This is a genomic window from Pseudomonas sp. FBCC-B545, from assembly GCF_059134095.1.
Genome location: NZ_CP101441.1, coordinates 1545961 through 1571664, shown reverse-complemented (window position 1 = coordinate 1571664; position 25704 = coordinate 1545961). Strand labels below are relative to the sequence as shown.

Annotated in this window: 23 protein-coding genes and 1 pseudogene; 12 read left to right on the top strand and 12 right to left on the bottom strand. The window is 51.5% G+C overall.

Annotated features, from left to right (window positions below):
• Positions 1–579 precede the first annotated feature (579 nt).
• From NMB39_RS07310 to NMB39_RS07300, 3 genes are all read left to right on the top strand, one after another.
• Positions 580–2337, top strand: coding sequence for an SMEK domain-containing protein (locus NMB39_RS07310; RefSeq protein ID WP_494339466.1), 1758 nt, complete (start codon positions 580–582; stop codon positions 2335–2337).
• Positions 2338–2658: 321 nt separating this feature from the next.
• Positions 2659–4107 (top strand): alpha/beta hydrolase, encoded by a 1449-nt coding sequence (locus tag NMB39_RS07305; protein WP_494339467.1) that lies wholly within the window; start codon positions 2659–2661, stop codon positions 4105–4107.
• A 283-nt stretch (positions 4108–4390) separates the two neighbouring features.
• Positions 4391–5374: a hypothetical protein gene (locus NMB39_RS07300; RefSeq protein WP_494339468.1), complete on the top strand. Its 984-nt coding sequence runs from the start codon at positions 4391–4393 to the stop codon at positions 5372–5374.
• Positions 5375–5562: 188 nt separating this feature from the next.
• Here NMB39_RS07300 and NMB39_RS07295 read toward each other — a convergent pair whose 3' ends face one another.
• From NMB39_RS07295 to NMB39_RS07280, 4 genes are all read right to left on the bottom strand, one after another.
• Positions 5563–6360, bottom strand: a complete 798-nt coding sequence (locus tag NMB39_RS07295; RefSeq protein WP_494339469.1) for a hypothetical protein — start codon at positions 6358–6360, stop codon at positions 5563–5565.
• 166 nt (positions 6361–6526) lie between these two features.
• A complete protein-coding gene (locus tag NMB39_RS07290; RefSeq protein ID WP_494339470.1) occupies positions 6527–9304 on the bottom strand; it encodes an AAA family ATPase in 2778 nt (925 codons plus the stop codon).
• Entirely contained in the window at positions 9297–9866 is a 570-nt protein-coding gene (locus NMB39_RS07285; RefSeq protein WP_494339471.1) for a hypothetical protein, read from the bottom strand. Before NMB39_RS07285 ends, NMB39_RS07290 begins: the two co-directional genes overlap by 8 nt.
• Complete coding sequence (locus NMB39_RS07280) at positions 9856–12240, bottom strand: ABC-three component system protein (RefSeq protein ID WP_494339472.1); 2385 nt, start codon at positions 12238–12240, stop codon at positions 9856–9858. Before NMB39_RS07280 ends, NMB39_RS07285 begins: the two co-directional genes overlap by 11 nt.
• A 354-nt stretch (positions 12241–12594) precedes the next feature.
• On the opposite strand from NMB39_RS07280, the gene NMB39_RS07275 reads away from it, so the two are divergent.
• The 3 genes from NMB39_RS07275 (at position 12595) to NMB39_RS07265 (ending at position 15574) form a co-directional block, all read left to right on the top strand.
• Positions 12595–12969 carry a LysR substrate-binding domain-containing protein gene (locus tag NMB39_RS07275; RefSeq protein WP_494339473.1) on the top strand — a complete coding sequence of 125 codons (375 nt, stop codon included), beginning with the start codon at positions 12595–12597 and terminating at the stop codon, positions 12967–12969.
• 176 nt (positions 12970–13145) lie between these two features.
• On the top strand, positions 13146–14684 hold the full coding sequence (locus NMB39_RS07270; RefSeq protein WP_494339474.1) for an AAA family ATPase: 1539 nt from the start codon (positions 13146–13148) through the stop codon (positions 14682–14684).
• Positions 14681–15574 (top strand): hypothetical protein, encoded by an 894-nt coding sequence (locus tag NMB39_RS07265; protein WP_472509929.1) that lies wholly within the window; start codon positions 14681–14683, stop codon positions 15572–15574. The genes NMB39_RS07270 and NMB39_RS07265 overlap by 4 nt, the downstream gene beginning before the upstream one ends.
• A gap of 153 nt (positions 15575–15727) precedes the next feature.
• Here NMB39_RS07265 and NMB39_RS07260 read toward each other — a convergent pair whose 3' ends face one another.
• From NMB39_RS07260 to NMB39_RS07230, 7 genes and pseudogenes are all read right to left on the bottom strand, one after another.
• Positions 15728–15937: a hypothetical protein gene (locus NMB39_RS07260; protein WP_181125492.1), complete on the bottom strand. Its 210-nt coding sequence runs from the start codon at positions 15935–15937 to the stop codon at positions 15728–15730.
• 709 nt (positions 15938–16646) lie between these two features.
• Complete coding sequence (locus NMB39_RS07255; protein WP_494339475.1) at positions 16647–17219, bottom strand: HAD family hydrolase; 573 nt, start codon at positions 17217–17219, stop codon at positions 16647–16649.
• Positions 17216–18040, bottom strand: coding sequence for an IS3 family transposase (locus tag NMB39_RS07250; RefSeq protein ID WP_460137752.1), 825 nt, complete (start codon positions 18038–18040; stop codon positions 17216–17218). Before NMB39_RS07250 ends, NMB39_RS07255 begins: the two co-directional genes overlap by 4 nt.
• A gap of 8 nt (positions 18041–18048) precedes the next feature.
• Entirely contained in the window at positions 18049–18351 is a 303-nt protein-coding gene (locus NMB39_RS07245) for a transposase (protein ID WP_040267329.1), read from the bottom strand.
• A 69-nt stretch (positions 18352–18420) separates the two neighbouring features.
• Positions 18421–18531 (bottom strand): annotated as a pseudogene (locus NMB39_RS07240) (HAD family hydrolase); the annotation flags it as partial.
• Positions 18532–19338: 807 nt separating this feature from the next.
• Positions 19339–20067 (bottom strand): metallophosphoesterase, encoded by a 729-nt coding sequence (locus tag NMB39_RS07235; RefSeq protein WP_181125490.1) that lies wholly within the window; start codon positions 20065–20067, stop codon positions 19339–19341.
• Between the two features lie 195 nt (positions 20068–20262).
• Entirely contained in the window at positions 20263–20775 is a 513-nt protein-coding gene (locus NMB39_RS07230; RefSeq protein WP_494339476.1) for a hypothetical protein, read from the bottom strand.
• Positions 20776–21020: 245 nt separating this feature from the next.
• On the opposite strand from NMB39_RS07230, the gene NMB39_RS07225 reads away from it, so the two are divergent.
• Positions 21021–21479, top strand: coding sequence for a helix-turn-helix domain-containing protein (locus NMB39_RS07225; RefSeq protein WP_181125586.1), 459 nt, complete (start codon positions 21021–21023; stop codon positions 21477–21479).
• Positions 21480–21540: 61 nt separating this feature from the next.
• On the opposite strand, the gene NMB39_RS07220 is transcribed toward NMB39_RS07225, so the two are convergent.
• Positions 21541–21918, bottom strand: coding sequence for a type II toxin-antitoxin system CcdA family antitoxin (locus NMB39_RS07220; protein ID WP_401192567.1), 378 nt, complete (start codon positions 21916–21918; stop codon positions 21541–21543).
• A 255-nt stretch (positions 21919–22173) separates the two neighbouring features.
• Here NMB39_RS07220 and tnpA point away from each other — a divergent pair, with 255 nt between their 5' ends.
• From tnpA to NMB39_RS07195, 5 genes are all read left to right on the top strand, one after another.
• Complete coding sequence (tnpA, locus tag NMB39_RS07215) at positions 22174–22506, top strand: IS66-like element accessory protein TnpA (RefSeq protein WP_139372294.1); 333 nt, start codon at positions 22174–22176, stop codon at positions 22504–22506.
• On the top strand, positions 22503–22838 hold the full coding sequence (tnpB, locus tag NMB39_RS07210; protein ID WP_494339477.1) for an IS66 family insertion sequence element accessory protein TnpB: 336 nt from the start codon (positions 22503–22505) through the stop codon (positions 22836–22838). Before tnpA ends, tnpB begins: the two co-directional genes overlap by 4 nt.
• 62 nt (positions 22839–22900) lie before the next feature.
• The gene (gene tnpC, locus NMB39_RS07205) at positions 22901–24427 is read left to right on the top strand and encodes an IS66 family transposase (protein ID WP_494340606.1); all 1527 of its coding nucleotides are present in this window, start codon (positions 22901–22903) and stop codon (positions 24425–24427) included.
• A gap of 25 nt (positions 24428–24452) precedes the next feature.
• On the top strand, positions 24453–24911 hold the full coding sequence (locus NMB39_RS07200) for a GNAT family N-acetyltransferase (protein ID WP_078824719.1): 459 nt from the start codon (positions 24453–24455) through the stop codon (positions 24909–24911).
• 141 nt (positions 24912–25052) lie between these two features.
• Positions 25053–25571: a hypothetical protein gene (locus tag NMB39_RS07195; protein ID WP_494339478.1), complete on the top strand. Its 519-nt coding sequence runs from the start codon at positions 25053–25055 to the stop codon at positions 25569–25571.
• The last annotated feature ends 133 nt before the right edge of the window (positions 25572–25704 follow it).

The window sequence follows — 25704 nt, the reverse complement described above, 5'->3', positions numbered from 1 at the left end:
GTCTTGTGAACCGACACCTGGCCATTCGCGACGGCCCCCTGCTTCCAGCTAAACCACGCTGATGGTTGCTTGAACATTGAGGTCAAAGATGTGTGCGGCCAGGTGGAATGCATCTAAGTCCAAATGCTTCAGCCGTCGGTATCGTCGCGATGAGCTCGACCAGTTCGAGCTCGTTGATATTTCGAGGCGGTGATGGCCTTCACTCCAGGCCCAAGCTCCCCGGACTCTTGGTTCCCTTGACCTCCTAGGATCCTTCTACTAGGCAGAGTGAGGTTCTCATCGGCAACCACGAGCTTCTACGACTGACCACTTCCAGTCCCGATATCGATCAAACGCGAGCTGCCATCTTCCACCCGTGCCCCAACCACAAACCAGCGGTTCGATGTGCGAGCGTTCAAACCCAAGACGCTCAGCCCCCCCTTGAGCGAAGCCATCCTCCCCGGCAGCAGGTGTAGCTCTGCTTTTGAGTGCGAATGAATCGAGCAAATGTGCTGGGGAGAAGTGATGGCCTTTTGATGGCGAATGCTTGTAGGATCGCTATTCTCGCTTTTCAACGACACCAATACTCAAGGATCGAAAATGCTGGAAAGAAAAGCTTTGATTGAAGAGATTACCTCTCATTTTTCATTCCTCCAACTTTTTATAGAAACCAGCTCAACTTCTGGACTAGTTGACGTGAACATCATAAGCGAAGACTTTGTTGCTAGCATTCTGAATGCATCTCACAAATGGAATCTGGCAAATATCAACCACATATCCCCAAACACCAAATCCATTGACTTATTGGACACGGACAACCGAATAGGCGTACAAGTTAGCTCTCGAATAGATTCGAGCAAAATCAAATCTACGATAAGTGGCTTGATCGAAAGCGAAAATCGCGAAAAAATTGACGAGCTATTCTTTTTCTCCTTAAAGCTAAACCAGGCCAGACCCGGCAATATTAAAGTCGAATGCCCAGGCGTAAAGTTTACGACCCAAAACATCTTGGACTTCAACTCAGTGTTACGCAAGACACAAGGTTTGTCTACAGGAACTGATGACCTGAGATTGATGCGCGACATTGTAGTCAAGCATTTCTCCGAAATACCTAAACGCATTATCAAAGCCGCTACAGCCATGAGTAGCTGGCTGTCAAAATTTGACAACTCCGTCATTGGGGAGACGCTAGAGAAACTCCTAGGTCGTTCTTTTGAAACAGGCGAGACAATCAAAACCCAAGTCATTCTTTTGATCGAAAAAAACGAAATAAGCCAGGCCAAGGAGCTGCTGGACAGCTTGGCCAAAGCCAGTAAGACCATGGCAGCGCAGGATTTCGTTGATATTGCAAATCTCTACACTCTGTTAAACTCCGACCAAGCCGACATCTATTACGCCCATGCGGCCACCCTAGATCCTGACAGCGTCAAAGAGGCTAACCTTTATGCAATTGGCCTAATGCACCGAGGAAGACTGCCAGAGGCCGAGAAGGTATTCAAAGACTGTCTGAACAAAAAAAACATTACACCTAAAGAGCGAGAGGCGGTACTTGGCAACCTTGGGTTTCTTTACAAGAACAATGCGCGATTCCCCGAATGTATTAAAGCCTTTAAAGAAGCACTTGCGATATCCGACAGCATTGACCACAAGATCGGTAGAATCAAACACTTAAATGGACTGGGCAGCTGCTATCAAAACCTAGAAAACACGGAGCTATCTGGAAAATATTTCTACGAGGCCAAGTCGTTATTGGACGAGATGTTGAACAACTCAAACAGCGACATTGAAAAGAAAGAGCTGCGCTACATAAAATCCAATTTGTTGACAAATCTTGCTATTCGCCTGAAGCATATGGCCGAAATCTCCAATGACGAGAGCCTACTTAGTCAAGCATTGGACATCTTGGGCCAGGCCATCGACCTAGCAGAAATGATGGAAGATTCAAAAAGTTTGCTGAAGCACTATGGCAATAGTGCAAACATCTACCAGAGGCTCAAAAACCTGCCAAAATCACGCGAGTACAATAAAAAAGCCTATGACCTATCCATCCAGGAAGACGATAGACGGTCACAAGCTGCAGCACTTTTAAATATCGGCCTCGTGGACAAAGACGAAGGCGATCTCGCTTCCGCCAAAGCCAACTTTGAGCTAGCTCTTGAGCGGGAGAACAACGTATATCCGAAGCTTCGAGCGAATGTCCTAGCTAGCTCCGCGCTTGTCTGTAAAGAACTGGGCGATGACCTGCTTGCTCAACAGCACTATGAGCAGGCTGAAAAATTGTATAACGAATGGGGCATGCAGGAATCCCTAAAATCATTAAAAATTAAATTCGCACAACTTGATAGAACAGTGCACTAGCTACTTCTGCTCTATGGAGTACCTGCCCTCATAGATCAGAGACCCACACATCTGAGCACACTTTAGACAAGCCATTCTCTTAGTATCCTAGCCAGCAACAAAGGGATCTATGAGGATGGCTTCTCTGAGAGAGGGAAATCGGGAACCCGTCAGCCAGATGTTGCGGGCGCGGGTATAGGGAGGCTGGAGTGCTGCAGAGCGTCTTGGCGCTGCGCAAGGGAAGCCCAGTTCGCGTGATCTATCTAGGTCTGCCTGGAGCTGGGTTGCCAACCGTAAGAACTGCACCTTACAGTGCTCGTTTCGCTCACGAGGGCTTGGATCATGGAACAGCCAAAACGGACTTTGCACGAGCTCAAAATTGCACTCGCGATCCTTCGTATGAACGCTATAGCGGGGTCTTCCAGCCATCGGGTGATCAGCTCAAGTACGCTGTTTTTCTGCTGGAGAAACAGTCCACCTGATACCTTGATTGAGGTGCTTCAGGCCCGTATCACGGGGCGATACGCAATCGACACCTTTAAAGATCTTCTGAAACGAGTTGATGACATCAGCCTGGGACAAAGGGCCGTTGATGTAGAGGCATTTCTGAGCGCCCGGGTGCCCAGCGGAGCTAGCATTTTGTCGGTAGTCAAAAATACTGATTACAAGAGAGCTTTAGAGGAAGCGGTCGATATTCCACAGGAGCTTCACCCGCCCCAAGAATACGGGATATTCTCTAGAGAGGCCCCTGACGACTTGCTGTATGACTACAGCTCCGAAGTTTGCTATAGCCGGAAACCTGTAGAACAGATTTACACGACCTATCCAATCTTTTACGGGACGGATCGTCTGCAGGAGCCTAGCCGCACAGTGAAATTTGGTGGGTTCAGAAGCGGAGGCACAATCGCCTACGGCGTTGCTGAGGTCTCTATCCCTCATATACATCGTGAGGGTAAGCTTGAACGACCCTGGCTGTGGCCTACCCAGACAAAGGGCAATCCCAACAAGCACATCGTCGTCCACAGTAATGCGCTCCTGGCTTTAGATGCGTGGTTCACAAGCGCCAAGGAATATCTGAGCCATCAAGGAATAGGTCAGGATCCCTCGAAGAAAGAGGGCCTGCTCTTCATCCACGGCTATAACGTCGGCTTCGATGCTGCGCTGTGGCGTGCAGCACAGCTCTGCCACGACCTGAAATTCCCAGGCCTGATGCTGTGCTTCTCCTGGGCGTCACTGGGTACGCCAGGGGGCTACCCCGCCGATGAAGCGACTGTAGATTGGTCAGCAGCCAATCTCAGGCAGTATTTGACTCATGTGACAGAGCAGCTGGGGTTGTCAGCCCTGCACATCGTGGCACATAGCATGGGCAATAGAGCGCTCCTGTCGGTTCTGGAAAACTGGAAGCACAAGCCTGGCACGACCTCTATCCATCAAATCATCTTGGCGGCGCCAGACGTGGACACCAGCCGGTTCAAACAAATTGGACAGGTCTTCGATACCTTTGAACAAGTAACGCTCTACGCCTCGCGGCATGATAGAGCGATTGCAGTGTCCAGATTCGTTCACAGTTATCCCCGGGCAGGGGACGCCAATCCGCCACTGGTCATGAGCTCTCTGTCCACCGTGGATGTATCTGTAGCGGGTAAAGACATGTTCGGCTTAGGCCACAGCTACATCGCCGATGTGTCGAAGGTATTCCGTGACTTGTTCTACGTCGTCAGGCACCGCCACAAACCTGACCAGCGTGCAGGCATCACTAAGCGAGACGAAGGTTATTGGGAGCTCACATAACCCGAGCGACGGGGCCTATGAGCATTATCAGGGCTGAATGACTGATTGGGCATTAAAATAGGTGTCGTATTGGGATCGTGACGAACGGTCATCGCCCAGCATCTGCCCCGTGCCTTGATCTTTGATATAGCATCTCATGCGGTGCATCCAGCAAAACTCGATAGGCGTAGAAACATGCCTATTGGAAACATAGCCGGGGGGTACTTTAGCTCAATAAGGCAATACTCCCAACGCCTACATTAATCGTTAAGATTAAATTAACACCCATAGCGAACTCACAAAATTGAAAAACAAAATAATTGCATTTTCTCTAGCTGTAATTGTTCTAGCCCCGGCAATCCTTTATCTTTCGAAATTCCACGGCGGCTTAACAGATCAGCATGGGCGCTGGGGAGAGGCTGGTTCGTATTTTAGTGGCATATATGGAAGCCTTGCACTTCTTGTACTGGCTTATACAACATACCTCACTCAAGCTCAATTCAGACGCCAAAATGAAGACAGCATCTTCTACAAATTATTTGATTCCCTGCAGTACAGAATCCAAAACAGCTCAATCTCCACAGGAGGCAAAGAATTCTCAGCCCATAAGAGCCTTAAGTATATTGTAGATGAATTTTACAAGGAGCTTTCTGGCGAGGCAGTCGAAATTGGTCGTATGCTTTTCTGCACAGAGCCGGAAAAAGTAGCGAATGTTCACTATACAAAATTATTCGCTGCAATTAATGGGCCGTCCTGGATCGAGACGTTCGAAGAGGATCGCGCTGCCTTTATTGCTGACATTACGTCACAAGGGCACTTTAATGAGCGCTGGGAGCGACTAAAAGACTATATAGGATCTCGCGGCGAAGAGAGTCAATCAGTAAGAGAGGCATTGCGGGCGACAGGCAGCGTCAACTTTTACAAAATTTCATTTAAGTCTCGCCAACGCCACTACACAGCCGCACTCCAGAGAATCCTGGCTGAACACGGTGAATTTTTGGATGGCTACTTAAGCACCATCCTATATATTGCGAACATATGTAGGACGAGCAAAAACTCACTTCAATACGCGCAGTATGCCCAATCACAACTTACGCGCTACGAAGTGGTAATACTTTTCTACTTGCTTGCTGGGAGCGATGAAAAGATTGTTGGAGCGGGGAATCTCAAAACCCTAGGCCTATTGAATCGCCTTCGAACTATTGACTGCCAGAGCTTAATGATAGACCTTCCGAGTGTGGAAGAGATTGATAGAGAAATCGCAGCAGTGTTTGAAACTGGGACATAAATGATATTATATAATGCCTAAATTTAAGATATCTCATATCTGGGAAGTCACCCGTTGGTCAACGCCCCTAGTGGAGTGATAACGGTTATTCGTACCTAGCTGCATTCAATCCCACACGCTATTCCATACGAATGGAATCAGACCAAGGCTGCCCTGGCTAACCAGAGGCGGCCTCCCAACGCGTGCATCTATCCCAGTTTATTTTTCACTAAGTAGGGGTTGTCCAGCCCCAAGAAATCAGCCATCCAAGTCATCTCCTCCTCACTTGGCTCGAAAGAATAGGCCCTGTGTCTTTCATCCTCTACAGGTATCTCACGCCAGTATCTTGGCTGACCGACCAGATCCAGGAAAACAAGCTCGCACGAGACATAGCACATCCATATTCCCGAGGTCAGGAACTGAACGTTCAGCGTCAAGGATTCTTCGGTGCCAGTGTATTCACGAATCGGTGTGAGCTGCTTATGCAGAGAGCCTACATGGGTAAATTCTCGGCTTAAAAGTCCGTACAATTGGCCGAAAGGTGGAAATACACGCTTTGCGCTGGAGATGGCCCGCGTGGAATCAAACTTGTGCTCTCTGTGCTTCTGGAGATCTTCCTGAAACTGCATCAGGTACAGTGCCATCGCCATGGACTCAATGGCGGAGCGGATGACCGGCCCTGGCTGTAGAACGAATCCGCCTCGAAGCAGATAGGCTGCGGCAGCCATGGAGTTCAGCGCGTTGTAAAGTAGCTCAGCGCACGCCATTCTCAGATCATCTTCCTCCTGCTCGATCTTAATCAGCCCAGTCGCGATAATGGCTGAACAGTGGGAAAACTGTACACTTAACTTTCCAAGAACATCTGAATGCAATGCATCAAAACTTTTAGCTATTTTATCCGCATCACGACTAATCTGATTGATGAGCATTGACTTACGAAACTCAAGGATCCGCTCATTCAGGGAATCGAGAACTAATGCACAAGTATCCGGATGCTTTTCCCACATACTGAAATCCTTTTGGGGACGAGATTTATTCCTAGGGCATCGCCTAGAGTCATGACAGAGACCGCACAGGCACTGCCCCAGGTGGAAGCGGATCGCTTGTTCAATGGCATGGACGCGACACTGTGAGGGAATGGGCGCAACAAGCAGCCCATCACCTCACGTGAGCTTAACCGGGCTGGCCGGGCTGGCCGGATGAGACTGCATTGCGCTGAACAGTCATCTTGACTCCCGTGCGGGGGTTTCCCTCCAAATGAATCATGTTCAACAGGTGCCGGTCGGTGATGCTAGAAAACTTCTGAGCCATGTGCCGGGCCAGCGAATCACTGGCAGTGGTCAAGATCAAGTTCATGTCCGGCATCGAGGTGGCCACCAGCCGGAAAATGTCCAGCATTGCCACGCGATTCAGGTCATCCAAATGCGCGATTGGCTCATCTAGGAAGAAGCTTCCCCCGGTATTCCGAGCCCTGGCTAGGTATAGCGACAATGCCAGATCCTGGCGCTGGCCTTGGCTAAGCTTCCCTTCTGCGTCCAATGCAGGCTCATGGCCCTCGGCGAAGACTGTCCATTTCAATGCGTCTTCGCCTTCTGAAACGCCCAGGCCTTTATAGACCTCGTTGGCATGCATCCTGGAAAACAGCTCAGCTGCAGGACTCAGCAGGGGCTTGAGGCTGGAGGCGGTGAAGTCTTTCACATGCAAGGCATACTGCTCAATCGCCAGGTCTGCATCAGCAATGTAGCCTGTGCCGATTCTCAGCTTGCTGGTCAACTCAAGCAGTTCCTGCTCAAGCTTTTTCAGCTTTGCCGAGTCGGTATCAACACTCACCACAGCTTTGCATTGATCAAGCATGCTGGTGTATGTCGTTACATCAATTCCTCGCTGACCCAGCCGCTGACGCATAATGTCGTAGGACTCTACTGACACGGTTTGATCACCAAAAAGCTCACGCCAATGGGAGTCGAAGCTGCTGGTGATCTCTACCGCCGCAGCGATGTTCGCGTTGAGACCAGCGATCTCGCCCGCCTTGGACTGCACGGCTTGTAAAAGCCCTTGTACAGCCAGAACGAGGCGAGCTCTCGCCGGCTCGTATTGGTCGAATTGATCCTGAAAATGTTTCTTGTAGCTTCGCAAACGATCGACGGCGGTCGCAACCCGTGTTGTCGCACCGTTCACCGGAGTAATACCGAAAAACTTCTCTACCTCAGCAAGCGTTGCCAAAACCCCGATGATTTGAATTGCAGAGGTCACCCTGCGATTCATATTGGCAAGGCCGTCCATGTTCATTCCGGAGAAGTCTTGAACATTCATCGTTTCGAAGTACGTACTCCTGATTGCAAACGACTGCAGCTCTTGATTCACAGAATTAGATCGAGCCAAATAAGTGTCATACGCGGATTTCTGCGACGTAGCTAACGCCAGGGCTTTAATGGCATCCTGCTCATTTTGACGAGCCAACGTCAGTGCACTTGAAGCAGCCTGAAGAGCCGGCGCAAGCACTTCCATATTCGAGGATATTTCTTCCCGGAGTATAGCTGTGGTGGGCCAATTATAGTTACAGAGCGGACAGTGAGGGTCATCATGAGTATGGGCAAATTCATTGCCCATAACTTTTATCTTACCCAAAACGTTAGTATAAGCGTCGAAGTCTGCTTCTGCTCGGATGCGGTTATTCTTTGCAGCATCAGCCAGGCGTGCCTTTTCGTCGTAGTCGGTAGCAGGCGCTACAGGATTCGCCACCAGAGCATTTTTCTGACGCTCAAGCTCCATGATTTTTTGGAAGTTAGCGGATAGCAGAGTAATTGCCTCTTTCCATTTCGCTTGCCGATCAGAATCCCACCCCAGCTCTACAAAACCCGCCGCCTCAAGTTCCGCTTGACTTCGGTCAGCCTGCTCAAAATACCCTCCCACACCCTGAGCGCTAGTCGCTGTTTGCCACCCCTGGAAGGTTACCAGGCTGTCATCAGCCCATTTTAACGACCGCTGAGCGTCAGACACTTTCTGTTGGGCGTCGGACAACTCTGATGCTCGAACACTGTGATCTTCGCTCGCCTTTTTCTGCTCCTGCGTCAGGGCATCAACTGACTGACGAAGAGTTGCAATTTGCTGCAAAGAACCGTGGTACGGCGTCCACTGCTGATACACAGTGTTCAGCACTGCCATCTCTCGCTGCTGCTTCTGGCTGAACGAGTTAACACGTAGCTGAGCTGCCTCTAGCCGCTCAAGAATGGTTCCCTCGACTGCTGGTGGAAACGCCTTGAAAATAGCATCAAGGCTACCTAGCGCGGCCTCCTTGGCAGGGGAACTGGTAGCCAGGGATGCTTTAAGCGTTTCAATTTCAGCATTCACGCCAGAAACTTTGTCCGCCAGCCCTTTTGTATTGGGAAGTGCTTTCCTGTAATCGCGCAGATCTCGCAAGGTGCTGGTGAGATGACCAAAACCAAGTATGTCAGCGAAAATCTGCTGCCGCTCGTCGGCCTTATTATTATCAATCAACAAGGCTAGCGAATTTGAATAGAGCCACCGACTATTGCGCAACCATCCGCGCTTGGCCTTTCGCAATGCGATGGTACTTTTCCCCGAAACCGACGTGGGCGTGAGCATCCCCAGAAGAAACTCATCGTTAATTTTTTTCTTTTTCTCGCCGTCGGGGGTTATCCACAGCGAGGTATTAGTTCGGGTAAGTACGTGAAGCTTTCCGTCAATCAAACACTTTGCGGAGACAGTAGTAGCCCCCCTACCCCATTGGCATTCCAGTGCCGCCCCGTTCAGATCATCGACCTTGCCGGTAATCAACCACTCCAAGGCATAACAAATGGTGCTTTTACCCGTGCCGTTGGCCGCATGGATAACGGTCAAAGGTGCATCCAACGGCACCACCAACTCATCTGGAATGCCCCGAAAATTCTGGATGGTAACAGCAAGGAATTTGATGGGCAGGTTATTCATTGAGATTCCATTCTTTACCATGAATTTGGGCAAGCTCTTGACTGTCCATCTCCGCCAGTAACTCTACCAGCTGGAGGTAGTCGGTATTCTCGGAAGAAAAGACTACCGCGTCCGCTTGATCTTCAATACGCTCCAGGCCTAACGGAGTGATTCGCTCATAGCGCTCCCAACCTTCATCACCCAGGGTAACAACATGCTTTCTGACAAATCTGATATCTCTCTCGATATCCAGGATGAACGCCTTGAACTGATCATTGACCTGGGTAGCGGCGATCACCAGGTAGCCGTCAATAACGAGACCTGAGCGCTCGCGCTGGACAATCGCGGCATCCAAGAACGTCTCTGCAATTTTGGCCTGGCGCATTGCATCGACACCGGTATCAGTGGTGATGTTGACCAGTAAAATAGAGGCGAAGGACGACTCCCAATACCCGAGCTCATTCCCTATCGCGCCATCCTGCCAGTTCTGATTAGTGCCCGATAAGTACTGCTGAGTGGAGGCTCTGGAAAAGCCAGCATCCTCAGCTCGACGCCCTATGATTTCAGTCAATTCATTGAGCATCTAACTTCCCCTTCCGTACAAAAATATCTTCCATGAACTGATTGGGTGAAGGAGCTGAAGGGTCGTCATACACCGCTTCAATATCGCCCAAACTGAACATATAAACGTTTCTTGCAATCGCGGGTTCAGTGATTGATCCCTTGGGGGCAGGCGGGCTGGTGTAATCGTAACGCCCATCGCTGGGCTTTTTGTCCGCGACATTCCCCCTACCCTGCGCGAAGACGATGAGGCTCGGATGCACAATCGGCTGTCGAGCCCAGTCGAACAGGTCACCTTCCATTTGTCTGACGGGATAGTTCCTGTTTGCCCAAGCCATGAGGTTGACCTCGCCATGCACAGGGTCGTCATGCCGGATATGTCCCTGCAGGTCGGGCGAGCAGACCCACTGGCTGGCGGGCGGTACATTGAGGTAGCTCAGCGCCTGGACAGTTCTCATGACGCACTCTCCAGATGCGCAGAGCGTCTCCAGTGGAAAAGCCTCCCCCGCTTTGACACCAAACCACGTTCTGTAGGTGAAGCCCGAGTAGTCAGGCAGGCCCGCGCCTTGCACCAACGTATCGAGCAGATCCAGCTCAGCTTTCACAGCAGGCAGGTAGCCTGGGTACGGAGGATACCGATTGAAGAGCTCATGAAATTCAAGCGACATCGGATGCATATCGTCTGTAACGGCCCCCGCAACCAAGCGATGCGCCTTTACAGCAGTCAGGGTCAGATCTGCATTCCAGTCGAGGGTGAACGTAAGAGCACCACTGGTGCTCCGACGCATAACACGTCCAGAGGGATTAACGGTTGCTGGGGTTGGTCGGGTCGCGCACTCGACGTCGATCGCTGGAAAGATGCCGGTGGCACTGTACAGCTCGGTAGGACACGCTCCGACACGGTTACTGTTGGCAATCGCCGTGGCAATCGTCGAGTGTATGCGCTGACCATAGTGATCTGATGCCGAGGTCAATACTTTTTCGAGGCTGGTGACTCTAATGGATGCAAGGACAAGATTGGGCCGCTTCGAATTGTCCTCTTTTTGGCTAGCCATTATTCGACGCAACTGAGACCTGGCATTTGATATCGGGTTCGTAAAATCGTTACCCAAGGTTGGCCAGACGACAACGTCTTCAAATGCTAGACGCAGCGACACCTTACCGTGCCCGTACTCAGCCTGGCCTGTCTCGTTTTCCACGAGCACATAGCAGTTAAAAATACCCTGCGTAGGATCTTTGACCCAACACCAACCGGCCCTGTAGTTCTGAAGCGGAGCCGGATCCCACTCTGGATCAATCCAAATCATGTCATCTGAATTTTTCCAGGCAGCAAGCTGAGCCCCAGTCACGCCACCACAACCTACGAACACGACCGCTTGGCTATCGTATGTTTCGACAAGCTGGTGAAGTTCTGCCCAATCGCCAGGATCTGCCGCCTCGGCTCCGGCGGTAAAAATCACGGGAAGCGAGCCAAAGTTATTGAACAGCGTGCCTGTCTTGGGTAGGAGCATGGTTCGCATGAAAGGCAGAAGCTCTGCGCCTTGCAACAGCCCCAGATTGAAACGCTGATTCTGACCCAGCTTTAACTTGATGTATTCAGTCCGGATTCCGGAAATGAGCTCCTCGTCCTCCTGACTCACCATCAGATTCCGTGATTGGAGGAACGCTTTCAGCTCACCTACGATCTGTGCCGAATCGGACTCAAGCTTGAAGTAGGTCGACTTGATGTGCGGATAGGCGCCCACCAGCCGGGAGAGGTCGTCTTTTTTGTGAAGATCGGTATGAAGATTGTCGATCCTGGCCCAGACCAAATCACACAGCTGTGCCTGTGTGAGATTTTTCAGGGCTGCATGCTTCCTCAGGGTCGCGGATCCTTTGCGGGCAGCCAATGCTTTCACTTCAAATTCTGACCGCAGATCTTCGAAGCGTTTGCGCCCCTTTCCTGTCATGAACTCGAAGAGCTTGCCCGCCGCCCGGTCAGATACTGCGACGTAGTAGCGGAATGGCTCACCTGGCGCAGATGCGATGCCGGGCTTGATCGTCGCGTAGAGGAAGAATTTACAGATCTCCTGAATGATCATGGCAAGGGTAACGATGCCGTTGTATCGCTTGCACTGGATCACGCCGACCGGCGCTGAATCATCGAGCAAGATGACATCACGCCCTTGATCGGCACCGTCGTTTAGCCGGCGGGCTTCGTCATACCAGTCTTTCGAACCATCGTCCGCACGCGCAGCGTAGAGGTCTGCCAGGAGCAACTCAAAATGAGCGTCCCCCATTCGCTCGAAAGGTAGCTGGCCGCAGTCAAACGCGAAGAGTTCAGGGGTATCGGGGTTCTCTTCTCGCAGCTGGCGGTCTTCCTCCTCGCTGCGAAATTGGACATTAACAGTCGTCAAACTCTTGCTCCTTGACTTGACCCGACCATGCTTACTGGCACTGACCGGCGCCGCAGCGATGCTCGCAGTACCTTCGCAAGCACGATGTCAGTGGGGACTTAATTCACTCCGAAGCCTGACCGCCTGCCCAGGGATATCCTGATGTCAGCATGCTGAGCTTGTAGGAGCTTCATCCGTGACGGTGGAGGCCACTACTCCGCCGACTCAATGGCAAAACGTCATCATATTAGAACCAGCGCCCATAAGATGCCAACAACAGGGCTTTAAATCAGGGATAGCCAAGAAGGGCAGTGCCTACCCTCGATCCCCAGCAATTCGGATAAGAGCTGTAACAAGGCATTTGAATCCTGCATCATGCCGCAACATGCTGCCCTGGGCCTGCGTCGGTTGAGCCTCTCTGACCTGGTTAACTCAGACCTTGTGGTTTTGGAGAGCAACACCGCGATGCTCAAGCTTCTGGAGGGGGCGGCGGAGGCCGAGGGCAAGAAGCTTCGATTACGCGTGCAGGTGAAGAGCTTCGAAGCGATCTGCAAGATGATCGAGGCAGGTCTGGGCATCGGCATCCTCCCCAAGATTGCCGCCGAAGCCTTCGCTCAGGAGCTGAACCTTCGGCTTGTGCCGCTCGGCGATGCCTGGGCCATCCGGCAGATGTACGTCTGCTGCCGGGATGAGGAGCTACCGGTTTCAGTGCAGAAGATGCTCGACCATTTGCTGGCCGATATCGGTTAATGCCTTGGTATGAGGTCGACCAGCCAGGTGCTTTCGACTAACAGGTGTATGCACCTGTATCTGATCGTCATCCCAGTAATCCTTCGCCAGTAGAAACAGAGCAAGGCTTTAGTAACAAACGAGTAAATTACGCGAGCCGTCCTCAATAGATTTCGATAAAACATGAGCCCATGGAAATGATAAGTAAGATCGAAGTAGATGACCACGTGATCAGCCTAAATCTTGCCACTGAAGGCACACCTAATATTTTTGACGTCGACTCAATATCGCTAATTATCGGCAACAATGGCTCGGGCAAAACATCTATATTCAGGAAAATAATCAGAAAGTTCCTACCCTCAGCAAAGAGAGACCATTACTCCAGCGAGATCCACCTCGACAACGGAAAAAGCTTGTCGTTTGCAGAAATGCGCAGCAAGTGGGGAGTAATTTATTACGCCCCAGTACAGTCAGGCCGCCGCCCTCATGCAACTAGAAATTTCGTAGACATATCACCAAAATGGGGCGAATCACTCTCGGCATTTGACTTACGCCATCACACAGATATTCTCGCAGAATTCGATATCTCCCCCAAATTATATGCTGTAAGCAGAATCAATGTGAGGGATGTATGCAAATCCCTCGTGGACGTTCTAATGGTGCAAAATTACCCGAATGAAGAGAATATCCCTTTTGTACTTATGGATATGTTTCCCGACTTATTTAACCTTCTCGACGAAAGTCGCTCAGTTAAATTGGTCGCTACATTAGAGTCCGTCAGCCCAATCGAGTCAATGGAAGCTGAGGAGCAACGCCAGCTAGAAAAAGAAAAATTAAAAAAGAAGGTTATTGAAGATTCCGCAAGCTTGCTTTACCGCCAACTTAAGTCGCGAGCTACAAGCGAACACAATCTATTTGCCCTACTTGCGGTAATCAACCATTTGCTCAAAGACATCCGGAGAAATAAAAAGGACATACGTTTTATAATTTTTGATTCCCTTGAATTACGTGACCAGTGGTTCCTGGGTGCTCAAACCCAATGGACAGCAGAGTTTTTAAGCGACATAGAATCCCTTGAATTCTTCATGAAACAACGCTCTGCCGATACCAAACTTGGCAGCCAGGCGTATTCGGAAATCGCCCTAGAGCCTTATGAAGACTCATCCATTCTGAAACAGTCAAATCTTGAGCGTTTCTTCGATGTCGGCTTCCAAAATATGAGCTCCGGGCAATTTGCTGTAATCGCACAACTCGCACTCATTTCAGAGACAATTTCATCATATTCAAAAAAAGGGTTGAAGAAAATTCTACTCTTGATTGATGAAGGAGATGCCTTCTTGCATTTAGAATGGCAGCGCAAGTACATAGAGCAACTAAATCGAATGTTATCAAACTTAAAATACCGAGAAGGAATTTCATCTCTCCAATTGATCATTGCCACCCACTCACCACTACTCGCAACTGATATTCCTAAGCAATTCGTTTGCCGAATGGAATCTCTTGGTGAGACTGATGCACCCAGCGCATTTGCAGCCCCATTACACACATTGCTTACTCAGTCATTCGGAGCCAAGACCATTGGAGAGTTTGCATCCGCAAAAATCAAGTCGGCAGTCGAATCGATAAAATCAGGTCACGCGAGCGAAATTGACAAATTCGTAATTGAAAGCATTGATAACCCCATCATCAAGGCTGAAGTAGACCATATTGCAAATCGCCACCGAGGTGAAAATTGATAGCTGCCATACGTGACAACTGGAAAGCAGCAGAAAAAGACCACGAGAAATACCTCAATAAAATCATTCAAGACTTTATTGATGCTCAACATGAAGAGTGCGGCCCAAGAAAACCGGCATTTTACTTTGTATGCAACACGAGAGAACTCATAACTTCTTCCAAGCTTTCAGACCTTCTAAAAAGCATGGAAATCCTGGAATCCTACTCTGAAGAACTAGGTGATCAAAAAGCACTTCTCATAAAAGATCTTGAGCAAATATTTAATTACGAAAAATTTATCAGCAAATACGGACAATGGAATGCCTACGCGCTATGCAAGAAATCCAAGACAAGAATCTGTCCATATTGCAATCATGCTTATGCGTTCACCATAAAAACCAAGGGAGGATCATTCCGACCTACGCTGGATCACTTTTTCTATAAAGATGAATACCCGCACCTTGCATTAACCTTATACAATCTCGTTCCGAGCTGCTCAAGTTGCAACTCCAGCTTGAAAGGGAAGAAAGACTTCTTCAAAAATCCTCATCTGAATCCGCTATTTGACGACGAACAAATCAAGTTCCAACTCGTCAGTTCCGGAAACCCTGCTGGCCTTTCTGATGCAATAACTGGTGATGACAATGGTGTAAAAATCGTCGCGCGCGCCCCGGATGAGTGTGAAAAATCCCAGAACTCTCTTAAGACATTCATAATAAATGAGCGCTATGACATCCTATTAATGGAAGCCATTGATTTCTTTATTGCGAAAAGAAATCTCGAAGAAGCCAAAATAAACACCCAGCTCGGACTCTCATTTAATGAATCTGAACTATTAAGATTTGATCGAGCCAACCACAACAAATATCTGCTAGGGAAGATGTTTGCCGATATCTATGATTCATTTTGAGATATCGCTATACGAGAGTACCCGCTCACTGCCCATGCAGGATGCACAATTGCACCTTACATGGGCAGCTGTCAAAACGTAGTCAGTCAGGCATGACAAGTACCACTTCCCTCAAATTTCATGCCGTACGGATACATTGGCAATTGTTCCTCCCTAAATCCTGAATCCACCTACAAGGCGCTGAAGCCGGATAGCCTCTTCATCCAGCGCTACGCAAGCTGCCAACGATGACTTCGCATTCTCGATGTTCTTGCCGTTCAGATCGCTGATCTGATTGATGTCTTGGTTCAGCGTGTCCACCACTGAATCGCCATAAGCCTGCACGGCCCTTTCCCACAAAAGCTTCTCAACATTGCCGTCCAACCAACCTCCTCATCGCAATCACCCCACCCAGTAATACCGCCTTCGAATTGTTGGCCCTTCTTTCCGGGCGCAAACCTAGAAAGGATCGAAGTAGGCCTGGGCCTGAAGCCACTTAAGGTTCTTGAGCGTCGCTAGCGCAAAATCCGGGACAAGCTCATCCAAAACCGTGTTGTACGACATGGGTGACATTTCAGACGCAGCTACCCTACTCAGGATTTTTGTGTGAGTCAGTTTCCTTGTTTGGAGTCAAAAGCAAAAGCAGCGGCCTTTGGCCGAAATACCGACCTCCCCTGCCGCCCTTTGCCTGTCGGCAAGGCAAGGCACCAGAGACCTCCAAAGCCTTGAAGATCAAAAGCATCAAGCGTGGCCATGTCACCACGCCTGAACAGAAATCGTCGGCAGCATCACCACCGAGCTTTTTCCTTGCTCTCAAATATAAGAGCTCCGTCTCGCTTTAAAATTTTCAAGAGGGGGGGGTGCAAAAAAAACTTAAAGTGACATTAAATGTCGCAGAAACGTAAATTTGTCTGACGTTGTCCCCAATAAATAGAATTTCGGTGCACTCTAAAAAGGTCACTACCCCCCCCCCTAATTTGGGGTTCATTAGCAACGTGCCAAGGACGGTCTTCCCGGTATTTAGGTGAGCTCAACGGCTGCCTGAGCCATCCCTTGAATGAGTCGCCTGGCCGCCATTTAGGATGCTTACCACTCACCCAGCACCGTCGTGCCCGATGACCCGTTTAGCGAACTGCATGAGGTCGCTGATCTGTCCCAAACCTGACCGATCCAAGTGGTACCCCATTATCCCCACACCGCCAGGGCCATCTCTGTCACACTTTCTCGAATCACCAATCATCACCACCCTCCCTTTTCCGTCGTAGCGATAACCGGCCTCCACGCCCATCTCTCGGCATACGGCCAGATAGATCTCAGGATTGGGCTTCATAACTCCAAGCTCGTAACTGAACGCGTGACACTGCACATGCGGAAGGGCCTTCCTGATCACAGGGCCGAAGGGCTGGGCCAGATTCGAACAGATGCCAATCATGACCCCGGCTTCCTGGAGCCTGGAAATCGCTTCGAGTGCATCTGGGTATGGCTCTATGGATGCCAGCTCCTTCCCCAACGCATCATTCAGCTCGGCTCGCTTGTAGGGAGAAAGCTCAATACTCAGATGATCAGCCATCTGATCAAAAGTGAGGTTTGTCGTCATCGCAAAATGAGCGCTGTTGGGTGCGAGCATGAACTGGTCAAGTATTCTTGGACACCATTTAAGGTTCACGCCGCCAGTCTCTCCCTGACGACCGGAGACCGGTAATCGTTGTAACTGTGAGGCCTGGTGATGTTGTAGCGCGAGACATAACGCTGCACGTCCGCTCGGGCCTCATGTTCTGATGCGTAACCCGTCTCGGGCACCCACTCTGATTTCAAACTTCCGAAGAAGCGCTCCATCGGAGCGTTATCCCAGCATTCGCCTTTACGGCTCATGCTTTGCCGCAGGCCATGCTCCAGCAGCTCATTCCTGAACTTATGACTGGTGTACTGACAGCCTTGGTCTGAATGAAACAGCACCTCTTTAGGACGACCTCTGAGCTCAACCGCCATCCGCAAAGCCTCGCAGGTCAGCGTGGCATCGGAAATCATCGAAAACGACCAGCCCACGATCCGACGGGCGAACAAATCCAGAATCGCAGCAAAATACAGCCATCGCTTGCCGACCTTGATGTACGTCACGTCGCCACACCACACCTGATTGACCGCCGTGACATCAAACTTACGTTTGAGCACGTGCGGTGCCACCAAAGCTTCCACACCGGGCGATTTGTACTTATGGCGTCGGCGCTGGCGGCTGGCGATCCCCGCTTCGCGCATCAAACTGCGAGCCAAGTACCGGCCGATGCGATGCCCTTTCTCTTGCAGCTCCTTCGCCAAAGTCCTCGCTCCCGCAGAAGCCCGCGATGCTTTGTGATGCTTGACCAGCGCGGCTTTAAGCTTCTCTCGCTGAGGATTAGCCTTACCTTGGCGCTGACGCCAAGCGTAAAAGCTGCTGCGGTTGACGCCGAACGCCCGGCAACACCGATTAACGCCGTACTGCTCGTCCAGCTCATCGATCAGCGTGAATGATCTTTGGCGTCCAAAAGCAGGAGAGCACTGGCCTTTTTTAGGATTTCGATGTCCAGGTCTTTCTCCCTGAGCAGGGCTTTGAGCCTCTGAATCTCTCGCTGGTCGGCGGTAATCGCCTTGGCGCCTACCGGCGTCGAGCCCAAACGCTCTTTGCGTACCTGATCGACCCAACGACGCAAGGCGGTAGGGCCTATATCCAAACTGGCACACACCTCGGTAACCGGCTGGCCTTCGTCCAGCACCATGCTGGCAGCCTTGAGCTTGAACTCACTCGAATAAGATTTACGCATATCCAAACACCTCAGATTTGGGCGCCATCATAGCGCCCGATTGAAGTGTCCAAAATCATTAGGCCAGTTCAGCATCACCCCCTGTCGACGGCCTTCTCTGAACAAAGCACCGTAAGGGTTGGTGCGTCGGCGAATACGAACAACGGTACCAAATGCATCGAATACGGCGGCTGAAATCATAATACTCTTTCTCCTGACCAACCTGATTCAAACGCCATGAGTGCTCGGCGCGAAAAGCCGCTGGAGGCCACCCGAGTCTGTTCCGCCAATGACTTCAATCAGGACGTGCCCCTAGGAATCATAGGACTGTAAACCGGTTTTCCGACTTGTAAACCGAGGTGGTTAACACGTGAAAAAAGAGGTTTACAACTTTCTGAGATGCGTGTTTTCCAAGCCGCTTCTGCCAAAGGATAGCTGCGATCATGAGCGTGATATTTTGTCCAAAAATGGAAAGCCAACGTTGCTGGCAAGCAGCATAAGTGACCGCGTGCACTACCCTGTTAACGCCTCAGCGACCACCTAGGAAAGCTTCAAAAGCATCCTGAACTGGGTATCGACAGTTCATAGGCAGTGATCCGGACATCGCCTGCGCGAAAGCGATTGCCTCATACGGGGGCATACAGTCCCCGCCATAAACCGCCCCAAGACTCATGATCCGGATCATTTCATGGACTGGCAGGAGTGCTGGCCTCATCGGCTTCGAGCCAATTCACAACGACGTAATGATCACGACCACTAATGCTCCGGAGCAATACGAAGCCCTGCTGCTCAGCGACAGGCTTGGCGGGGGGAGTGGCGACGGTCTCTCCGTCCTCTATCAGACCCGCACGATCCGAGAAAACCATGGCCGAGTATCGTGATCCTACCCTCGCAACATCGGTAAGGTATGCATCGATGACAACGCCCCACTTGATACGCTTCGCAGCTAAGACTTGTAGAGGGATGGGAGTCACGTCACCCGCCGAGCTCCTCACTACTTTCGACACTTTAAATCTCCAGAATCTTGCTAGGGTCAAAGCCCGTTTCTTCGGACGGGTATCCCCGAGGGTTCGAGATCAGCCGGCACTGCCCAAAAAACTGATCGAGCGAATGGTGGGTATGCCCGAAGATCCAGACGTCGGCTTGGTCAACTAACTGGTGCCAGCGATTGAAATAGCCGGCGCTCAAATGTCCTGAATGCTCTGACCCAGAGGCCTCTTGGATAGGGCAATGATGAGTGATGACTACCGTCTTGCCGACATAGCGAATCGCGAGCTGCTCGCGCAGAAACTCGTAAGTTGTTCGATTTTTCTCAATGAGATCCGTAGGACGAATGCGACGGTATTCGCTACCCGCACGGATCATTCGAAAGTCATTCATTTCCCGCACGCACGCGCTGGAAGCAGCCATCACATCACCAGTTCCGGAGAAATCTGTCCAACCGGTCGCGACAAGAAATCGGACACTGCCCGACGTCCAGACCTGGTTGTCCAGGACATGCACATGGGAGGCCGCTGCTGCCTCCATTTTTTCACGAGTACGAGTGAGATGACCTTTGTAGAACTCGTGGTTACCGCTGCAATAAATCACATCACTCGTGAACGCGTCATTTGCCCACCTCACCCCTCGGTGCAGGAGATCGATATCCCCAGCCAGGACGACCAGGTCAACATCGATATCGGGTGGGGCAAAGCAGTCGAATTCGTTATGCAGATCCGAGTAAATCAAAATCTTCATCAGGGAACCCTTGCCTCCCAGGTAACGAGCCGGGACGGCATTTTTGGCCAACCTTAGAACAGCCGCTTGGCGGTGTATGGGTCTTCTAATTGACGCTTTATCGGTATATTGAAGCTCGGAGCAGATTGACTTTGAGCAGCGATACGAGCACCTGCTCATAACTTTAGGCCGTTTGAGCACCTTCGCCCCAAAGACTTAACGAGACCAACCCTCATCTACGCGAATGCCGTGCAGAGAAAAGTCTCGAAGCAATTGCTCACGACTCAACCGAGCCGGAATTTTGAAAACCTGCATATATACTTGATAAAAAGCAAAAGGGATTAACGCTAGGCCGACCCCATAAGTCGCAATTGCCACAATGCATCCAGCAGGAATTGCGGCGATACCAATCAGGACTCCCCACCAGAGGCCCCTGCGGGACAAGTTTCGAACTTCATCAAGGTCATATTCAACCGTACCGTTCTGGGCTTCAAACGCTACCAATACCACTGCGGATTTATGAACGCTTTTTATATACCAAGTTCTCAACACGTCCTGTGCAAATGCACCTCGACGCTCAAGGTACTTTGGAACAATTAGATTTTTAAAATAAACATTTTTCCCAGACGAATCTAAAAGACGAACCTTTTTGTAAAGACGCGCATAGTCGTCGGAAGAGCTGGACTCAAAATTCTTAACAGTGACAGTTACTTTCTTCAGATCTGACATCCTAGCGTTCCTTAGTACCTACCCTGTACATAAAGCGATTTGAGTCTTAATTGCGCCTGGGCACGAGCCCAGGAGGGCGCGCCACCCCTCACCATGGAATCCATCGCAGGCATGTTGCTGAAATGCCGCGCCGTGCGGCATGCCAGGAGCTAGCCATGGAGACGAGCAAAACCCATGCGGCTCAATATATAGATTTGTTCGGGCGCAGGCAAACGAGGCATACCGTCTCCTTTTGAGAAGGCCTAATGTCGATTCAAACTGGCTTCGCCGCCGCGCTGCGCGTCATTCGCCTGGCCAAAGGTTTTACGCAAAAAGACCTCAGCGGCACGGTGGCCGCGTCGCACGTCAGCCAGCTAGAAAGCGGGAAGACCACACCGACACTCAAAGTAGCAGCAGACCTAGCCCATACGCTGGGCCTCTCACCCTCTGCTCTAATAGCCGTTGCTACTGCCTCTGATTCACGTGACTCACCAAGAGCGGTGCTGCTCCAGGCACTCGGCGAATTGGAGGCCCTCGGGCTGGCGGATCAAACTCCACCAGCATCGGCACTGGCCGTGGATAGCACTCACCCAACAAGCATCCGCGCTGCGGCTACGCGCGCGGACGTCCAGAAGCTCAAAAGCCAGGGGCTGACGCAGGTCGAGGTAGCGAAAGAACTGGGGCTTCCAAGATCCACCGTTCAGCGGCATTGGCATGAGCTTTGATCAAGGAGTGGGCTTGAGGTGATTTCGGGCATGGTTCCAGGCGGCAAACTGACGCGATTTACTAGGCACCAAAGCCGTTTTCTATTCGCGCTATCAGATCCATGACCTGTTCAATATCCGCCTCTACTGGGCGCTTGTTGCCCAGCGCTCTCGCTGGAGTGATCAGCCATTTTTTCGCGAGAGTCGCGTTACCGAAAACACCAATAGCTGCCCCCAGCACATTGGGGTCAATCTGACCTACTGATTCGTCAAGTATGACGTCTCGGTTTTCTCCAAGGCCCTGCTCAGCTTCATGAAACCGATCGACAGCTTCAGCTATGGCGCTTTCTAAAACGGCGGAGAGGTTCAGGTCGATGAGCGCTGCCCTCTCCAGAAGGTCACCGTTCACGAGAACACTGACAGCCTGTTTGGGGGCATTTGGATCGTAGCCGAGCGGCATGGCTTATCTCCTATATTGTGCTGCGCGAATGGGCTGTCCTGCTCGAAAGCTCCAAGCCAGTAAACCCTAGAAGTGAACGCCTAGCATGCCATCGACACTCCTCGTTCGTGACGGGGCAGATTCTAGCCTACACCTCAACGCCCAAGTCCATGGTAACCGTCCGGGCAACACACCTTCCTGATGCCATCGCTTAAGACGATGGTGTCCACCTAAATTTAAGTGGACACCTTTTTTAGCCTTTTTAAGCGGACGCCCATGCCACAAGAACGTCGTTCCTATTCCAAGTCCTTTAAAGCCCAGGTCATCGCCGAGTGCGCGCAGGCTGACACCTCGATTGCCAATGTCGCCTTGACCCATAACCTCAACGCCAACCTTGTCCATAAATGGATTCGGGTGCATGCGCAGAAAAACCTGGCACTGCAAACTGCCTTTATTCCGGTCAAGGCCGCGCCGTCGATAGCGAAGCATCAAGCTCTTCCCGCTACAATCCGAATTGAAGTGCCTCATCCAAAAGGCGTAGTTGTGGTGAGTTGGCCGACAGAAAATACAGCGTCGTGTTCCGCTTTCCTACGAGACCTGCTGCGATGATCCGCGTCGACTCCATCTGGCTCGCCACCGAGCCCATGGACATGCGCGCCGGTACCGAGACCGCGTTGGCCCGAGTGATTGCAGTATTCGGTGCGGCGAAGCCGCACTGTGCTTATCTCTTCGCCAATCGCCGCGCCACACGCATGAAAGTTCTGGTGCATGACGGCGTAGGCATTTGGCTTGCAGCTCGCCGGTTGAACCAAGGTAAGTTTCACTGGCCAGGCATTCGGCAAGGTTGCGAGGTTGAGCTGGATGCCGAACAACTTCAGGCCTTGGTGCTGGGCCTGCCTTGGCAACGCGTTGGAGTTGGCGGTGTGATCACTATCCTTTAAAAGGCTGTAATTAACGCCTGAGCTTGCTGCCGCAGGTGATCTGCTTTGGTAAAATCCAAGGCATGACTTCTACACCCAACCTCGATCAAATGCCCCCCGATCAACTGCGTGCATTCGCGGCGCAGTTGCTGTCGCAGGTCGACACCATGGGCAAGAAGATGCATCGGATCGAAACAGTCAACGAACAACTCACCCACGAAATAGCCGTGCTCAAACGGCACAAGTTCGCCAAGCGCAGCGAGCAACTGAGCCCTGACCAGGGCAGCTTGCTCGACGACCTGCTCGACACTGATATTGCAGCCATCGAGGCTGAGTTGAAAGCGGTCAATCCGCCGGCTGCGCCGGCCGAACCACGTCAGCAACCCAAGCGTGCGCCGCTGCCGCCGCAGTTTCCTCGTACGGTTATCCGTCACGAACCCGAGAGCACACAGTGCGCATGTGGTTGCCAGCTTCAACGCGTCGGCGAAGACATCAGCGAGAAGCTCGATTACACGCCCGGCGTGTTCACCGTCGAGCAGCATGTGCGTGGAAAGTGGGCCTGCCGCCAGTGCGAAACATTGATCCAGGCGCCCGTACCGGCGCACGTCATCGACAAGGGCATCCCCACCGCAGGCCTGCTGGCTCATGTAATGGTGGCGAAGTTCTCTGACCACTTGCCGCTGTACCGGCAGGAAAAAATCTTTGGCCGCGCCGGCCTGATGATCGCCCGCTCGACGCTGGCGCAGTGGGTTGGACAAACCGGCGTGCAGCTTCAGCCTTTGGTCGATGCATTGCGCGAAGCTGTGCTGGCCGAAGGTGTAATCCACGCCGATGAAACCCCAGTTCAAATGCTCGCGCCAGGCGAGAAGAAAACCCATCGAGCGTATGTCTGGGCCTACAGCACGACGCCGTTTTCGGCGCTCAAGGCGGTGGTCTACGACTTCAGCCCGAGCCGAGCGGGCGAGCATGCGCGTAACTTCCTCGGCCCCTGGAATGGCAAGCTGGTGTGCGACGATTTTGCTGGCTATAAGGCTGGCTTCGGAAAAGGCATGACCGAAATCGGCTGCATGGCCCACGCCCGCCGCAAGTTCTTTGATCTGCACGTGGCAAACAAAAGCCAGTTGGCTGAACAAGCACTGCTCTCGATTGGTGGCTTGTACGAAGTTGAGCGCCAGGCGAAGGACATGAGCGATGAAGATCGCAGGCGAATACGCCAAGAAAGGGCAGCACCAATAATCAAAACACTACAAGACTGGATGTTGGCCCAGCGAGACCTGGTGCCCAATGGGTCGGCAACAGCCAAAGCCCTGGATTACAGCCTTAAACGCTGGGTAGCGCTGACGCGCTACCTCGACGATGGAGCTGTGCCCATCGACAATAATCAAGTCGAGAACCAAATCCGACCATGGGCACTTGGGCGCTCGAACTGGTTGTTTGCCGGATCGCTACGCAGCGGAAAGCGGGCGGCAGCGATCATGAGCTTGATCCAGTCTGCGCGCATGAACGGACATGATCCGTATGCTTACCTGAAGGACGTTTTGACTCGTCTGCCCACGCAGCGGGCAAGTGACGCTACCAACTTGTTACCACATCGTTGGGCGCCCGTTTAATCACAAACTACTCAAGGAGAAAGCTGTGGACTTACGGATAGAGATAAATGAGACGCCTCAAGAGGCGGATTACCAAGCGATTTTGGCACCGTTGCGCGAATACAACCAAGCACAAACGGGGCTCACCGGAACTGAAAAACTTGCGATCTTAATCAAGGATGACGCGGGGGCTACGCAAGGTGGGCTATACGCAAAAATTTCTGGGCAGTGGTTATTTGTTGAGTTGCTGGTAGTACCTGAAGTTGCCCGAGGGCAAGGGTTGGGCGCAAAGTTGATGAACAAGGCGGAAGCTCTGGCGCGTGAGAAAGGCTGTCAAGGTATCTGGCTGGACACATTCTCTTTTCAAGCTCCTGACTTTTACCTCCGGCACGGCTTCAGCATATTTGGAGAACTTAAAGATTACCCGGTCGTTGGATACAACCGGTTTTTTATGCAGAAAAGATTTGATCTCAACAAGCATAACGCTAGTAATACTCAGCCTTGAGGCAATAACAGCAAAAATCTAAGCAAGGTGTGTTACCCGGACGCTTACAGTCCATGGCCAGAATAGTCGTCATTGATCGTCACCGTGAGCGACTACACTCGATGACGGACGACACTCGACGGCATTTTTGGGAGCGCAGCCATGCAGGACAGCATCACACCAGCCACCATCTACTCAGCCTCAAACCCGCGTTTCGCTGGGCGTTTCCCAGACTCGCAGCATGACGAGCTTTGGCTCGCTGACATTAAGGCTTGCGAGCCTGGAGGGGCATGTCGGGTTTTCAAGAATGTGTTGTTTGTGGAATCTCAGGGGACGGCTTACCTATACGGCCTCAAACATGAAGATGGCAGGCCTAAGGAGCTCAAAGCAGAGGTGGCAGACCCACAGCAACTTTTCGTCGAGTTTGTGCGAGAGCAGACTGAGCTCACGCTGGCCAGAATGGGCCTGCTCGCCCCCGTCTTCGATGGAGCAGAGTATGCCTCCGAGGCTAGGGTCACGGCGGCTTACATGATCCACCGTGAAAATCTTCGGTACTTGGCCTTCGGCTACCGCAGTCGCGACGGCGACTACATCAGAGAGAAACTTGAAGACCCTGAGGACTGGCTCGATAACGCACGGGCTATCCGGCCTTTTGAGGAGCTTGGCACATCGAAGGCGTAGATAGGCCCGGGGGACAATTGGGAGTGACAGGGGCGGATGGGCCCAGTGAGAGCCCACCTAGCCGGATGCTTTAGGTAGGGTATCGTTCCGCCGGCATGCATTGACCGGGCTAGCATCAGAACCCATTACGAGG

Bases quoted from the DNA above. Each gene is read 5' to 3' on its own strand.
- tnpC (WP_494340606.1), top strand. From the start codon at position 22,901: ATGACTTCTACACCCAACCTCGATCAAATGCCCCCCGATCAACTGCGT.
- NMB39_RS07245 (WP_040267329.1), bottom strand. From the start codon at position 18,351: ATGCGTAAATCTTATTCGAGTGAGTTCAAGCTCAAGGCTGCCAGCATG.
- NMB39_RS07295 (WP_494339469.1), bottom strand. From the start codon at position 6,360: ATGTGGGAAAAGCATCCGGATACTTGTGCATTAGTTCTCGATTCCCTG.
- NMB39_RS07235 (WP_181125490.1), bottom strand. From the start codon at position 20,067: ATGAAGATTTTGATTTACTCGGATCTGCATAACGAATTCGACTGCTTT.
- tnpB (WP_494339477.1), top strand. From the start codon at position 22,503: ATGATCCGCGTCGACTCCATCTGGCTCGCCACCGAGCCCATGGACATG.
- NMB39_RS07195 (WP_494339478.1), top strand. From the start codon at position 25,053: ATGCAGGACAGCATCACACCAGCCACCATCTACTCAGCCTCAAACCCG.
- NMB39_RS07275 (WP_494339473.1), top strand. From the start codon at position 12,595: ATGCCGCAACATGCTGCCCTGGGCCTGCGTCGGTTGAGCCTCTCTGAC.
- tnpA (WP_139372294.1), top strand. From the start codon at position 22,174: ATGCCACAAGAACGTCGTTCCTATTCCAAGTCCTTTAAAGCCCAGGTC.
- NMB39_RS07220 (WP_401192567.1), bottom strand. From the start codon at position 21,918: ATGCCGCTCGGCTACGATCCAAATGCCCCCAAACAGGCTGTCAGTGTT.
- NMB39_RS07230 (WP_494339476.1), bottom strand. From the start codon at position 20,775: ATGTCAGATCTGAAGAAAGTAACTGTCACTGTTAAGAATTTTGAGTCC.
- NMB39_RS07270 (WP_494339474.1), top strand. From the start codon at position 13,146: ATGATAAGTAAGATCGAAGTAGATGACCACGTGATCAGCCTAAATCTT.
- NMB39_RS07225 (WP_181125586.1), top strand. From the start codon at position 21,021: ATGTCGATTCAAACTGGCTTCGCCGCCGCGCTGCGCGTCATTCGCCTG.
- NMB39_RS07290 (WP_494339470.1), bottom strand. From the start codon at position 9,304: ATGAATAACCTGCCCATCAAATTCCTTGCTGTTACCATCCAGAATTTT.
- NMB39_RS07310 (WP_494339466.1), top strand. From the start codon at position 580: ATGCTGGAAAGAAAAGCTTTGATTGAAGAGATTACCTCTCATTTTTCA.
- NMB39_RS07305 (WP_494339467.1), top strand. From the start codon at position 2,659: ATGGAACAGCCAAAACGGACTTTGCACGAGCTCAAAATTGCACTCGCG.
- NMB39_RS07285 (WP_494339471.1), bottom strand. From the start codon at position 9,866: ATGCTCAATGAATTGACTGAAATCATAGGGCGTCGAGCTGAGGATGCT.